Genomic DNA, 13,599 nt, shown 5'->3' with positions numbered 1-13,599 from the left:
CTTCAAACACAACTTATATACTTATCACTTATGAACAGAACAATCTTTATCTCGCTCGTCATACTGGCAGCGCTATCACTGACATCGTGCGAAAAAAAGCCCGGAGAGGCTCCATCTCCCGATGCTTCTGCAAAAGAGTACACACAGAGCAAACCTACCGAGTTTCAAGGAGAATGGATCTACTTCTCTTTTGCTACGGGCAAAGAAGTGGGAGGCGTTACAGAGTCCAACTATCAAGAGCGTTCAGACTGGGATATAGCGTTCAACTCCTTCTTCTTCCGTACGAACAGCGGTAAGTCCGGCAAAGGGAAAGGTGGCGCACTCAAGACAGACAAGCAGAATCTTGCCGATGTCAAAGAAGCACCGATCACAGGATACGGCATAGACGAAGACTACGTTGCTCTCGGCTACAATGGTAAAGTGATCGAACACAAAACCACGGCAAACGTTGTGCTGAGCGGCATCTCCAAGATCCAGCTCCAACCAAGAGTAGACATCCGACTCGGTGAGGCAATCAGGTTCCAAGGACCTCCTCCCACTTATACACCCAACGAAAACATCTTCATCATCCGCACGGCGGACGGCAAGTATGCCAAAGTAAAGTTCGTCAGCTACTCCAATGCAGAAGGCAGACCGGGATACATCAGCTTCAAATATGTCTACCAAGCCGATGGCAGTACGAAACTGAACTAACTTCCATTATCTGGAATACAGACTATCCGCATCGCTACGGATAGACAAGCAGAAGAAGCCGTAAATCTATCTTTACGGCTTCTTATTTTTTGACGACAGACAAAACTCACTTATAGTCTACAGAAAAAAAACTTTGGATTAGTAAGAAAATAAATTTCCGTGGCCAAGAAAAAATTTTTCATGGGCATGGAAAAAAATTTTCATGCGGACAGAAATATTTTTTCGTATATGCAGAAAAATATTTTTGCATATGCAGAAATTTATTTTCGTATATGCAGAAAAATATTTTTGCATATGCAGAAATTTATTTTCGTATATGCAAAAATTTATTGGTGTGCGGACGGAAATAAATTGGCGTGCGGACGAGAGTGTGCGATGACGGGATAGGGGGATTATTCTTCTTGCAACTCTTCTATTCCAGCAAAGTAGAGTGATGAGATTTCATCAAAAAAAGAACCGGCAAGCTCCTCTTTCACGGAGAAAGTCCATTGGTATCCGGAGAGAGAGCTTTCGGTATCTGCCGTCTCGGCAGAATAGGTCTTCGCCACACGCATGATGGTGTTGATGTCGTCGAATCCGAAAGAGACTTTGTAGCGTCTGGCGAGGTCTATGGTGATGATTTCGGATGCCGCTATCGCCAGAGCGGCTGCTTCTTTGTAGGCTACGATGAGTCCGCCCGTCCCCAGCTTTATCCCCCCGAAGTAGCGAACAACGGCAACGAGGATATTGGTCAGCTCGGCGGAGTGTATCTGTCCCAAGATGGGCTTTCCGGCTGTGGAGGATGGTTCTCCGTCGTCGTTGGCTCTCTCTTGTCGCGTTCGCGTCCCCACGACATAAGCCCAGCAGACATGGCGAGCATCGAAATACTCTTTTCGCAACTTTGCTACCTCCTCCAGTGCTTCTTCCGGAGAGGTTACGGGGATGGCGAAGGAGATGAATTTGCTTCGCTTCTCGGTCAGGGCGCTTTGGGAGCGTTGAAGGATGGTCTTATATGCGGTCATTGCCGGTGAAGTATGGATAAGAGTTCGTTTCGCCAGTCGGCTCCGTTGTGGGGCATGATCGTTCGGAAGCCAAACTTTTTCCCCATCTCCACGTTTGCCTCTCCGTCGTCCACAAAGAGGGTTTTCTCCGGATCCATTCCGGAAATATCTATGGCTGCCTGAAAGATTTCGGCTTCCGGCTTGCACAGATTCATGTGATAGGAGCAAAAGGTCTTGTGGAAAAATCCTTCGAGCTTCCTTCTGTCGGGCAGGAAGGAGTTGCTATTACACCAATTGTAGATGAAAGGATTATTATTGCTGAGGAGATAAAGGTTGTAGTGAGGCAGAAGATGCTGCTCTATAAACTCAAACTTATAGGCTTGCGCTTCGCGGACAAAGCCGAGCAGGCAGTGCTCTATATCGTTATAGGTGTAGCTGCGTCCGTATCTCTGCGAGAGCGCCCGGACAAACTCGTAGGCGGAGAGCGTCCCTCGTTCAAGGTCGAGGAAAAGTCCGCTCTGCTTGTAGGGGTTAAGAAATTGGCGTGCATCATACACGCCAATCTCTTGAAATCTTTTTATGCTCTCCTCAATATCAAGATGGAGCAGGACGCCACCGAGATCAAGGACAATGTTTTCTATTTTCATCCGCAATGAGATTACTTCTTAAGCCATCTGTCGAACCAAGACCGGAAGCTTCTGTAGAACAACATTCCGTTTTGAGGCTTCAATATCCAGTGTGTTTCGTCCGGATACAACAACATCTCGGTTGGTATTCCTCTCATGCGTGCGGCATCGAAAGCCTGCATGCCTTGGGAAGCAAGGATGCGGAAGTCGTACTCCCCGTGACAGATGAAGATAGGAGTGTCCCACTCGCCCACAAAGCGGTGAGGAGAGGTGGCAAATGTTTTCTGTGCGGTGGCATTGCTCTTATCCCAGTATGGACCGCCCATATCCCAGTTGGCAAAGAACTTCTCTTCCGTTTCGAGATACTGCGCCTCAAGATTGAAGATACCGGCATGCGCGAAGAACGCTTTGAAGCGTTTGTTGTGATGCCCGGCAAGCCAATAAGTGGAGAATCCGCCGTAACTTGCGCCCGTACATCCCAAACGATCTTTATCTATATAAGAAAGAGTCGCGGCATGATCGATGGCAGCAAGGTAGTCTTTCATGTTCTGACCACCATAATCTCCGCTGATCTGTTCGAGCCACTCCTTGCCAAAAGATGGTAAGCCTCTGCGGTTCGGTGCCACAATGACATATCCGAAAGAAGAGAATGTATTGAGGTTCCAACGATAACTCCAAAACTGGCTCACCGTACTCTGAGGACCTCCCTGACAGTAAAGAATAGCAGGATACTTCTTATTAGGATCGAAGAACGGAGGCTTCACGAACCATGTGAGCATCTTCTTACCATCCGTAGTGTCTATCCATACTTTCTCCACTTGAGCCATCTCTATACCGGCAAGCACGGCATCATTTTCTGTGGTGAGCTTTGTGAGCTTGCCCAATCCTCTATTCTTCTTGGTTTTCTTTGCAGGAAGCTCCACGCGGAAGAGATCCGTAGGGTGAGTGAAAGACTGAATACCGGTAACGAAGGTACGACCATTGCCTGAGAATGCCGTTACATCGTGTACGCCTTCGGTTATGGCCTCTATCTTGTCTGTGGCAAGATCTATCTCGTAGATATTGGTAAGAGCTTCTATGGTAGCGACAAAGCGAATCTTCTTTCCATCGGGTAGCCAAACGAACTGATCTACATGGTGTTCAAAATCGGGAGCATGGTGCTTCTTCATCTGGGTCTTAAAATCCATCACAAACAGACGCTTAATATCCGCCTCATAACCATCGCGCTCCATGCTGACCCAAGCAATGGACTGACCATCCGGAGAAAACATAGGATTGGTATCGTAGCCCATCATTCCTTCCGAAAGATTTACCGTAGTGGCTGTCTCTGTATCGAAAAGATAGATGTCTGTATTTGTGCTTACAGCATACTCCAATCCGACTTTCTTGCGGCAAGAGTAAGCCAAGTATTTGCCTTCATTAGACCAAGCGAACTGCTCGATTCCGGCATGAGGTTTGGTAGGAGCCTCGAACCACTCATCCGCTCTAAGTACAGGCAGGAGATCGCCGGCGATCTTATTGGAGCCGGTTTCTACCTTCGCAACAAATGGTTTCGGTATGGAGACCTTCCACTCGTCCCAATGCTTATACATAAGATCGGTGTAGATCTTTCCGGAAATCTTGTCAAGGTCTTTGTTTCTATCCTTTGCGATATTGGGCAACTCCACATCTCTTACCACCACAACCTTTTCACGATTGGGAGAGAAAAGAAATCCGGTAACATCAAAGTCGAAACTTGAGAGCTGTACAGATGTCTTATTTACTGTATTATAAAGCCATATCTGAGAGAAGTCCCCCGCCTTTGCAACATAAGCAATCTCCGTATCCGATAAGAATGTAGCCTGAGAAGCTTTCTTGTCCGTACCTAAAATTACCTCCGGAGCACCTTTGCCATCAAGACGCGCCAATACCACTTCGGAAAGAATCTTATTGTCCTTGATATTGGGCATGGATCGGCTATAAAGATACATCTGACCATTGGGAGAGAGTGTAGGTGCCGAAATACGAGTAAGTGAAAGTAAAACTTCCGGAGTCATTGCTTTCTTCTCCGTAGAAGCACCGGGAGTAGCTGCTGTTGCGGATCCGCTCCCGAATCCGATAGCAGCACAGAGGCATGCCATAAAGAATGTTTTTTTCATGTAGAATGTCTGTTGCTTATTTATACTTATTCTTAAATCCTCAATTAAAAGGAGCCATAAAATAGAGATCTCGTAAAGAAATGAAACAAAACCTCTTTTTTATTCCTCCGCTAAAGTACTAATAATATATCAGCCCTACAAAAGAACCTCTGCCATACCAAACAAGCAGTTATGGCAGAGCACAAAAAAAATGAAAGCCACACGTCTGTTGTGTAGCTTTCACTCTATATCGTAGCCCTAATAGACAAAATATAAATACTCCGATCGCTATCCTATTAAGGGGCTATACGCTCCAATGTCCACTCTCCTCTTTCATCTTGTACGTAAAGAAAACGATCATGCAGACGACTCTCACGCCCTTGCCAAAACTCTATCCTGTGTGGAACAACTTGATAGCCCCCCCACGAATCCGGTCTTGGAACTTCTCGTCCGGTATATTTGAGAGACTCTTTCATAAACTCCGTCATGATAAATGTACGAGATGGTATAGGTCTGCTCTGAGGAGAGATACGAGCTCCGACTCTGCTTTTATATGGACGTGAACGGAAATAAGCATCCGAAACTTCCGGAGCAACTTTCGTGCAGACGCCCTCTATGTGTATCTGACGTTCGAACTGATGCCATAAAAATGTAAGCGACACATAGGGATTTGCAGCTATTTGCTCCCCTTTTCGGCTCTCGTAATTGGTGTAAAAAATAAACTTCCCATTCAAGATTTCTTTCAAAAGTACTGTCCGAGAAGAAGGATGACCATCCGGAGTTGCCGTCGTTACGATTACTGCCGTAGGTTCTATTGCTTGCTTTTCAACGGCCTCCTTTATCCACTCATCCACTTTTACAAGCGGATCTTTTGGCATATCCTTTCTATCAAGACTTCCGGCCTTGAAGTCTCGACGGATATCCTGTAGTTCTAAGCTCATAATGTATTATTAGTTAAAAATAGAAAGGTTCTAACAAGTGATGCTTTGTATGCTCTGCTCATGAAGTGCAAGTCCTCCTTCGGATGTTTCACGATAAATACTGGGAAGATCTTTACCTGTCTGCTTCATGACGGAGACGACCTGATCAAAAGAAACCCGGTGAGTACCATCGGAAAAGTTGGCATAAGTATTAGCATCCAAAGCACGAGCAGCTGCAAAGGCATTACGTTCAATACAAGGTATCTGTACAAGTCCGCAAACGGGATCACATGTCAACCCCAGATGGTGTTCGAGTCCCATCTCTGCGGCATACTCTATCTGTTTGAGTGTTCCTCCAAAAAGCTGATTCGCTGCTGCTGCCGCCATACTGCAAGCAACCCCGACCTCTCCCTGACATCCGACCTCTGCTCCGGAGATAGAAGCATTTGTACGTGCAACGTTGCCAAATAACCCTGCAGTAGCCAATGCTCTATGAATACGCTTTGGAGTGAAAGAACGAGAAGTAGATAGGTGATAAAGCACTGCCGGCAATACACCACAAGAACCACAAGTAGGGGCTGTAACTATACGGCCTCCCGCTGCATTCTCTTCCGATACGGCAAGAGCATACGAGTAAACCAATCCTCTACTCTGTACATTACTGCCATATCCTTTGGCTCGAATCATATAATCCCCTGCTTTTCGACGCAGATTCAATCCGCCGGGAAGGATTCCTACTTCATCGAGTCCTCTCTCCACAGCCTCCTTCATCACTTTCCACACTTCGTCCAAATGTTCCCAGATCTCAGGACCTTCGTACTTTTCCACATACTCCCAGTAGTGAAGACTGTTGGTCTTACAATAGTCCATAATCTCCGTAATAGTATTATGCGGATAGATTTCTTGGGATGTGCGCTCGTCAAACTCCTCATTGGCAAGAGAACCACCGCCGACACTGAACACCAGCCACTCCTTGATAAGATTGTTTTCTGCATCAAAAGCTTCAAATCGAATCCCATTGGGATGGAAGTCCAACTCTGTCTTGGGTTCCCACACGATTATTGTAGGAGCTATCGGGCGCAGGACATCCAACACCGCAACATCTGTCATGTGACCAACACCCGTAGCAGCAAGACTCCCATACAACGTTGTGCGGAAAGATGCTACCGTCTCAGGCAGATCCTGTATGAAGATCTCTGCGGCTCTTTTAGGTCCCATGGTATGACTTGAAGATGGGCCATTGCCTATCTTATATATCTGTTTGATAGATTCCATAAATACTTTTTCTACTCCGGAAAGAAATTTTATCTACACACGACTTTTTTAACCGAACAAAGATACCAATAAAGTATTATTGATAATCATATCAGATACTATTTAAGGTCGTCTCCGGAGAACGTAAAAGGGAGAAGCATTCTGTTATCTTCCAAGACAACACTTTTATCTTTTCCTGCAAGAATAACCTTGTACGGTTTATTGTAGCGATAAGATACCTCTACCATGACCTGCCTGCATGCTCCACATGGAGATATGGATGGTACTACCTCTCCACCGTGAATGGCTATGATAGCCAAGGCCTCTACGGAAGCATCCGGATATTGTGCATTTGCATAGAAGAGAGTTGTCCGCTCTGCACATATCCCGGATGGATAAGCCGCATTCTCCTGATTGGATCCAGAAACAATCTCCCCATTGGAAAGAAGAACGGCAGCCCCGACATGAAATCCGGAGTAAGGAGCATAAGCTTTTTCCGCAGCCTCTTGGGCTTTAGCTACAAGAGCCTGCTCCGTATCCGACAACCTGTCATTAGGACGCAGATAATATGGTATAGTAATTTGTTTCTGATTCATAACTTAAGTTTTTGTAACCTCTAAGATACGAAAAAGCTACTTTACAACTGAAAAATTCACGTTGTAAAGTAGCTTTTGGGATTGCTCTAAAAATATATACTATAAGCTAATCTGACGTAGTAGGATCCGAAGATTGCCCATACTCGTACTGCAAAACGCACGAAGAAGAGAGCCTCTCTTACTCTTCTACGCTTCTAAGCTTCTGAACATATCTGGCCTTTTCCATCTGTTTTCTCTTAGTTACAGAAGGTTTAGTAAAAGCCTGACGTGCTCTAAGCTCGCGAACGGCACCAGTACGTTCAAATTTTCTCTTGAACTTCTTTAGGGCTTTCTCTATGTTCTCGCCCTCTTTCAATTGTACTACAATCATGATTTGTGTATATAGCTATTATTTTATTATTGTATCCAAACTTGATTTAATGGAAAGGAGAGCAAGCTCTACTTTGGTGTGCAAAGATACTAAGAACTTTGCATATAAGCAAGATAGGGAATAAAGAGCTACTTTTATGTTACTTCACTTTGCTCGCTATCCATTCATTAATCGCTGCTACAAGCAGGCTATTTTCTTCGGAGGAGCGTGTACTCACCCCTATAAACTGATTACTCAAGCCACAAACATCATCCGTTGTCCGAATATTGATATTGCGATGCTCTGCAAGGAAACGTGCCAGTTCTCTTCCGTCTCCGACATTCAGCTTGATCAAGAAGTAAGGAGTATTTGATGGTAAAACCTCTATCTCCGGTATTGTTGCAAGAGTAGAGCGAAACTCTTCCGCACTGCGCAGCCACTTTCTTAAAGGAATGACAAACTGAGCCGGATGCACAAAAATATACTTCCCTGCCTCTTGTGCAATAGTGCTTATACTATAAGAAGCCACTTGCTTCTGCAACACCTTTCCAATGCCTTCCGGAGCAACAATATAAGCCAAGCGAAGTCCGGGTAGATTGTAACTTTTGGATACAGAAGAGAACATGATCATATTGCTCCTCTTGCCCATATCCGATGGCTTTAATGGATCGTCCAAGACGTAATTTCCATAGGTAATATTAAAGATAAAAGTTACATTGGGGTGGCTATCCACCATATCCAAAATATCTTTTCTCCTGTACTGCTTACCGGAAACCGTGTTCGGATTTGCCATCCAGCAGAGATCTATTCCCGTAAAGTCCAACTCGGACAAACTATTGATCTCACCCGAAAGAACGATCTCGTGATGGCTTGCCTCGCATCCCTCTATAAGCTTACCACCGCAAGGCGTAACAAAGAGAGATTTCTTTCGATCAAATATCCGAGCTATCACATTGACAGCAGTGAAAGTTCCCGCCGTAATGATCAGATTGCCATCCTTGAGTTCATAGCGACGGGCCAACAGACGACGAAGCGACTTGGCATCCCTTTCCGGATAAGAAGATATTATATCTATCTGTTCTATCAGATGGCTTTTAAGCTTATCCAACGTGGCTCCATACCATACATTGGTACCGAAATCCATCGGTTGCTTTTGTTCAAGTCTTGCAGCTGTTGTTCTCATATCTTTATTGGTGTTGTGAGGTATATTTATATCCGTTTCCAAGTACAAAGTTACCAAAGAATTTACAGAAAGAAAGTCCAAATGGCTTTTGCCCTCTTTACAATTTGCAAAGGTTATGTCCCATACGCTCTTTCTTTGTGATCATATACTGATAGTTGTACTTGTTGGGTGTTACCTCTATGGGCACATTCTCTACTACTTCGAGCCCGTAGGCTTCAAGTCCGATGCGCTTTACGGGATTGTTGGACATGAGTCTCATCTTCTGTACACCCAACAGATGTAGCATACTTGCTCCCACTCCATAGTCTCTCTCATCGGCATTGAAGCCCAGATGTAAATTTGCATCTACTGTATCCAAGCCCTCTTCTTGCAATTTATAGGCTTCTATCTTAGCCATCAGACCTATTCCACGTCCTTCCTGATTCAAGTAGATTACCACACCTCGTCCTTCTTCTTCTATCTTTCTTAATGCGGAGTGAAGCTGTTCTCCACACTCACAGCGCATAGATCCGAAGATATCCCCTGTTGCACAAGAAGAGTGAACACGAACCAGCACCGGCTCTCCGTCTGCAATATCTCCCTTGATGATGGCTATATGCTCCAATCCGTTTGATTTCTGTTTGAATGGGACTATTGTAAAGTCTCCATACAGCGTCGGAAGATGGGCGGAGGCTCCTTTCTCCACTATCGAGTCGTAGCGGAGACGATATTGAATGAGATCTTTGATGGTAATGATATTGAGCTCAAACTGCTTGGCGATCTCTATCAACTGTGGCAGACGAGCCATGGTACCATCATCATTGATCACTTCTATAAGACACGCCACCGGTTCAAGACCTGCAAGTTTACAGAGATCTACCGAAGCCTCTGTGTGTCCTGCACGACGAAGTACTCCCTTTTCCTTTGCCTTCAGAGGACTTATATGTCCCGGTCTTGCAAGCATATTGGGTGTAGTCGCAGGATCGGCAAGAGCCAGTATCGTCATTGCTCTATCATACATGGATACACCCGTGGTACACCCCTTACCTATCAAGTCCACCGTCACAGTAAATGGGGTTTCGTGCAGAGAAGTATTATCCTGCACCTGCATAGGGAGCTGAAGTTGCGCAGCCCTGGTTTCGGATATTGGAGCACACAATACACCGCGACCATATCGCATCATAAAGTTGATGATTTCAGGAGTAACCTTTTCTGCCGCTATCACAAAGTCGCCTTCATTTTCGCGGTCTTCATCATCCACAACGATAACAATTTTACCCTGTTTTATATCTTCAATCGCCTGTTCTACACTGGCAAGTTGGAATTCCATAGCTTTTCTTTCCGAGTTATTTATATGTTTAATATGTTATATGTCCGTTTTTACACTTCTCTACCGGCATATTCCCGAAGCGATGTCAGTGTTACCTGCATCTGCTTGAGCGATTTACGAAGTTGTCGAGTACGTATATAGTAATATCCGAAAACCATTAGCCCCAAAGGGAGAAGTATCATCAATAATTTATTGAGCCATCCAAACCTTGACTGAGGCAAGAACGCTATTGTCGAGAGCAAGGGTACTTCTGCCAGTTTGGATACCAACAGCAGATCCCGGCTATTAGCCAAATACTCCACAAGCTGCTCTGTACGCATCACAAGATTTCGTCTGGACTTCTGCGCATCTTTGTCCAAGAAGAGAGCCCGATAGCTAAGAAGCGGAGCTTCCTGCTCTTGCTTTACCAATCGATCAAGATCATCTATTTCAGCCATAGCTCTGCTCTTCTCCACATCGACCATGGTAACTTCTTTGAACTCTACCTTACGAGCCGTAGCCGATCCGAATAGCTTCTTAACAAAGAGTATATACGCATCCACATTCAGTTTGGAAGAGTCTTTGGTCGCAATGTAGCTCAGCCAAATGCCTATCGGAATCAACACCATTGTCGGAAGCCAAATACCGAACCACACCATCCACTTTCCGTCACGTCCCATTCTGTATCCGATGGAATCCATGATAAAGTAGAAGATAAAAAAGAGCACTGCTATGATAGATGGAGTGCCGAGTCCGCCCTTACGAATGATCGCACCAAGCGGGGCCCCGATAAAGAAGAAGACGATACAGGCAATAGGTATGGTCAGTTTCTTATGCCACTCTATTAAATTTCGTCTGTACACACGGCTCTGATCCTCCACTATCGTCTGATCGAATGCAATGGACTCTCTGTTCGAGCTGAGCGACTCACGAGCTTGAGATATTATGAAAAGACGTTTCTCAAGATCTGCCTTCTCTAATTTCTTATATACATTGAACGTTTCTTTCTCCTCATCCGAAAGTTTGGCATATCTGTTTTCGGGATTTGCCAAGACGATCTCCGAGGTATTTTCAGAGGCATTCGAGACCTCTTTTTTCTGCTGGTCCGTACCGCTGAGATCAGGCATTTCGGGATAGACAACCCCTTGCTCCATTTGCGAAGCAGCCGTATCCGTAGCCGTATCCGAACCTGCAGCGATGCTGTTCTCGTTGAAGCCCTCGGCATAAGAAGCGGCAAGAAACTCTTCTTCCGTTTGGATGATGTCCGAACCCTCTTCCGGCTTATCAAAGACCCGGCTCGGAGTACGCACGGTCCGTTCCGAAGCAAATGTCTTCAGATAAGACTTATTGAGCATCAGCGTTGCTACCTCTGCCTGAAGAGAGTCCACCACAAATCTCATGGAGTCCGTATAGTGTCCGAGCTGTTGAATATTCTTTCCGACAAACTGGGATGAAATCACGTCTTGATCCATCAAGCTAAAAGAGGCATCATATGCAGAGACAAGATCTTTCTGTTCAAAAGTTTCCCGACGATACGGAACAAGCTCGCCATAGGGATCGGAAGCATGTCCTCGAAGATTCTCAAAAGACTCACCACCATAAAGTCGCATGACCAGCTTGTTGCTCTCCGCATAGGAGAAGAGACGTGCAGAGTCCGCCAGAATAATGCGTGCATCCGAATGTCCTTGCGAAAAATCGTAGATGATCACATCCCTTAGCATCTTTTTCTGGACATCTTTCTTCTTGACGTAGATGCTCATGTGCGGAATGCGACTATAGAATGAACCCTCCGGAATCTCCAGTTCCGGAGCTTTATTACTCGCCGAAAAATAAAGGGTATAAAACTTAACCTGACTCTTGATCAGCCAGTCGTTCTGAAACGTATAGCTTCCTATTGCCAGCAGAACCACCACCACAAAGACTGGCTGCATTACCTTATAGAGCGGAATCCCGGCTGTCTTTATTGCCAAAAGCTCCAGTTTCTCGCCCAGGCTGCCGAAGGTCATCAGCGAAGCGAGCAGCACCGCCAGAAAGAGTGCTTGCGGAACCACCGATACGGCAGCATAGAAGATCAGCTCAAAGAGCAAGAATCCGTCTATTCCCTTGCCCACAACATCCTCCACGATACTCCAAAGAGCCCGCATCACCACTACGAACCATGCGATGAGAAAGTTCATAGCCAAGAGCGGGAAAAACTTTTGAAGCGTATATACGTAAAGCCTTTTTGTTCCTAACATCTATGTTGTAAGCCGTCTGTGTATGAGTGTTTCATTCTTTGCCCAAAGCCTTATCCCGGCTTTAGACATCTGCAAAGATAGGGATATTTACCGATAATGAACCCCATCCTTCTCCGGCAGTTACGAGACACTCTCTGTATGGCGATCTATCGCAGGCTTACAGGGATTTTGAAGTAGGATCGCAAGGCATCATGGTGCGCAAAGCGTAACCCCAAGGCGGTGCGAGGGAAAAAGAGGTAATAGCAGACGGAGAAGATAATCCTTCTGAAGGAAACGATAGAAGAGCAGAAAGCAGGTGCAGGAGCATTGCTTTCTGCTCTTTTTTGTGTGGAGACTTTTGCTCCTGAATCTGTTCAGAGAGTAGAACAAACAGGTTTAGAACTTTGTTTGAACCCTTTCGGAGATCTAAAGCAGGGCGCGATTATCGGACATTGAGGTTTGATTGGTCGAGAACAAGGCGCGGGTTGCAGCACTCAAGCGATGAATTGTGTCAGTCAAGGCATGATTTCAGACAGCAAAACTATTCAGAGGAAGTTTTATAAGCGTTTATCTCANGAATTGTGTCAGTCAAGGCATGATTTCAGACAGCAAAACTATTCAGAGGAAGTTTTATAAGCGTTTATCTCAAGTTGTTTCAGTATTCGATATATGATTTTGAACAGAGATATTTTTATAATACCTTTGTAAGTATTAAGGAACGATCATGCGTTGGAATACGGCTCACTGTCTGCCGTCTTCTCTCTGTTATGCGTTTTGTTCAATTAGATTATTAAATGAGAAAACAATAAAATGAGTTGTTATGAAAAAAGTACTATTTCTATTATTGGTTGCATCCTTATCCATGGCAGGATGCAAGAAAGATCCCAAAGAGCCTGCAAAAGCTCCCACGGTAGCAACCGGCTCTGTTTCCAACATCACCACAACAAGTTTCGAGTGCGAGGGGAATGTCTCCGCAGATGGCGGAGTGGCGGTTACGGATCGTGGTGTCTGCTATGCCATGAGTTCGTCTCCCACTATTTCCAATGACAAAGTCTCTTCAGGACAAGGCACCGGCAGCTTCAAGGTAAGCATCGGCAACCTCACTCCGGGCAAGGTCTACCATGCTCGTGCGTACGCTACCAATTCCGCCGGTACGGCTTACGGGCAGGAGGTGAAAGTAACCCTGGTGAAGGTGGTGGAAGGCATCGCTGTATCTCCCACGGAAACGGAAAAGAGCGTGGTAGAGGGCGAGAAGTTCAAGATTCAGGTAACGTTCTCACCTGCGGATGTTCCGAACAAGGCTGTAACGTGGAGTTCGGACAAGTCGGAGGTGGCATCCGTTGACAGCAACGGAGAGGTAACCACGCATAAGGAAGG

At 45.5% G+C, this 13,599-nt stretch carries 12 protein-coding genes; 2 read left to right on the top strand and 10 right to left on the bottom strand.

Annotated elements, in window-relative coordinates:
- The first annotated feature begins 30 nt into the window (after positions 1-30).
- A complete protein-coding gene (locus HQ29_RS08025; protein ID WP_036865530.1) occupies positions 31-693 on the top strand; it encodes an HmuY family protein in 663 nt (220 codons plus the stop codon).
- 392 nt (positions 694-1,085) lie between these two features.
- Here HQ29_RS08025 and HQ29_RS08015 read toward each other — a convergent pair whose 3' ends face one another.
- From HQ29_RS08015 to HQ29_RS09975, 10 genes are all read right to left on the bottom strand, one after another.
- Entirely contained in the window at positions 1,086-1,694 is a 609-nt protein-coding gene (locus HQ29_RS08015; RefSeq protein WP_036869078.1) for an IMPACT family protein, read from the bottom strand.
- Positions 1,691-2,320 carry an HAD family hydrolase gene (locus tag HQ29_RS10210; RefSeq protein WP_081964502.1) on the bottom strand — a complete coding sequence of 210 codons (630 nt, stop codon included), beginning with the start codon at positions 2,318-2,320 and terminating at the stop codon, positions 1,691-1,693. Before HQ29_RS10210 ends, HQ29_RS08015 begins: the two co-directional genes overlap by 4 nt.
- Before the next feature lie 11 nt (positions 2,321-2,331).
- Positions 2,332-4,437, bottom strand: a complete 2,106-nt coding sequence (locus tag HQ29_RS08005) for a S9 family peptidase (RefSeq protein ID WP_082226863.1) — start codon at positions 4,435-4,437, stop codon at positions 2,332-2,334.
- Between the two features lie 275 nt (positions 4,438-4,712).
- Entirely contained in the window at positions 4,713-5,357 is a 645-nt protein-coding gene (pdxH, locus tag HQ29_RS08000) for a pyridoxamine 5'-phosphate oxidase (RefSeq protein ID WP_036869077.1), read from the bottom strand.
- 30 nt (positions 5,358-5,387) lie between these two features.
- Positions 5,388-6,611, bottom strand: a complete 1,224-nt coding sequence (locus tag HQ29_RS07995; RefSeq protein WP_036865525.1) for an L-serine ammonia-lyase — start codon at positions 6,609-6,611, stop codon at positions 5,388-5,390.
- Positions 6,612-6,709: 98 nt separating this feature from the next.
- A complete protein-coding gene (gene cdd, locus HQ29_RS07990) occupies positions 6,710-7,186 on the bottom strand; it encodes a cytidine deaminase (RefSeq protein ID WP_036869074.1) in 477 nt (158 codons plus the stop codon).
- A 178-nt stretch (positions 7,187-7,364) separates the two neighbouring features.
- Positions 7,365-7,556 (bottom strand): 30S ribosomal protein S21, encoded by a 192-nt coding sequence (rpsU, locus tag HQ29_RS07985; protein WP_036788479.1) that lies wholly within the window; start codon positions 7,554-7,556, stop codon positions 7,365-7,367.
- A 139-nt stretch (positions 7,557-7,695) separates the two neighbouring features.
- Positions 7,696-8,718 (bottom strand): aminotransferase class I/II-fold pyridoxal phosphate-dependent enzyme, encoded by a 1,023-nt coding sequence (locus HQ29_RS07980; RefSeq protein WP_036869224.1) that lies wholly within the window; start codon positions 8,716-8,718, stop codon positions 7,696-7,698.
- Positions 8,719-8,815: 97 nt separating this feature from the next.
- Positions 8,816-10,027: a bifunctional 3,4-dihydroxy-2-butanone-4-phosphate synthase/GTP cyclohydrolase II gene (locus tag HQ29_RS07975; protein WP_036849424.1), complete on the bottom strand. Its 1,212-nt coding sequence runs from the start codon at positions 10,025-10,027 to the stop codon at positions 8,816-8,818.
- A 50-nt stretch (positions 10,028-10,077) separates the two neighbouring features.
- A complete protein-coding gene (locus HQ29_RS09975) occupies positions 10,078-12,243 on the bottom strand; it encodes an LptF/LptG family permease (RefSeq protein ID WP_052090011.1) in 2,166 nt (721 codons plus the stop codon).
- Positions 12,244-13,042: 799 nt separating this feature from the next.
- Here HQ29_RS09975 and HQ29_RS07965 point away from each other — a divergent pair.
- Positions 13,043-13,599, top strand: a 557-nt coding sequence (locus HQ29_RS07965; protein ID WP_200878523.1) for an Ig-like domain-containing protein, incomplete at its 3' end; no start/stop codon positions are given.

Source organism: Porphyromonas canoris (assembly GCF_000765975.1).
GTDB classification, from domain to species: domain Bacteria; phylum Bacteroidota; class Bacteroidia; order Bacteroidales; family Porphyromonadaceae; genus Porphyromonas_A; species Porphyromonas_A canoris.
The sequence above is the reverse complement of the archived record's forward strand: the minus strand, read 5'-3'. Positions and strand labels throughout refer to the sequence as shown.

What these genes read in the sequence shown, in the direction of transcription:
- HQ29_RS08025 (WP_036865530.1), top strand. Translation starts at nt 31, where the DNA reads ATGAACAGAACAATCTTTATCTCGCTCGTCATACTGGCAGCGCTATCA.
- HQ29_RS08015 (WP_036869078.1), bottom strand. Translation starts at nt 1,694, where the DNA reads ATGACCGCATATAAGACCATCCTTCAACGCTCCCAAAGCGCCCTGACC.
- HQ29_RS10210 (WP_081964502.1), bottom strand. Translation starts at nt 2,320, where the DNA reads ATGAAAATAGAAAACATTGTCCTTGATCTCGGTGGCGTCCTGCTCCAT.
- HQ29_RS08005 (WP_082226863.1), bottom strand. Translation starts at nt 4,437, where the DNA reads ATGAAAAAAACATTCTTTATGGCATGCCTCTGTGCTGCTATCGGATTC.
- pdxH (WP_036869077.1), bottom strand. Translation starts at nt 5,357, where the DNA reads ATGAGCTTAGAACTACAGGATATCCGTCGAGACTTCAAGGCCGGAAGT.
- HQ29_RS07995 (WP_036865525.1), bottom strand. Translation starts at nt 6,611, where the DNA reads ATGGAATCTATCAAACAGATATATAAGATAGGCAATGGCCCATCTTCA.
- cdd (WP_036869074.1), bottom strand. Translation starts at nt 7,186, where the DNA reads ATGAATCAGAAACAAATTACTATACCATATTATCTGCGTCCTAATGAC.
- rpsU (WP_036788479.1), bottom strand. Translation starts at nt 7,556, where the DNA reads ATGATTGTAGTACAATTGAAAGAGGGCGAGAACATAGAGAAAGCCCTA.
- HQ29_RS07980 (WP_036869224.1), bottom strand. Translation starts at nt 8,718, where the DNA reads ATGAGAACAACAGCTGCAAGACTTGAACAAAAGCAACCGATGGATTTC.
- HQ29_RS07975 (WP_036849424.1), bottom strand. Translation starts at nt 10,027, where the DNA reads ATGGAATTCCAACTTGCCAGTGTAGAACAGGCGATTGAAGATATAAAA.
- HQ29_RS09975 (WP_052090011.1), bottom strand. Translation starts at nt 12,243, where the DNA reads ATGTTAGGAACAAAAAGGCTTTACGTATATACGCTTCAAAAGTTTTTC.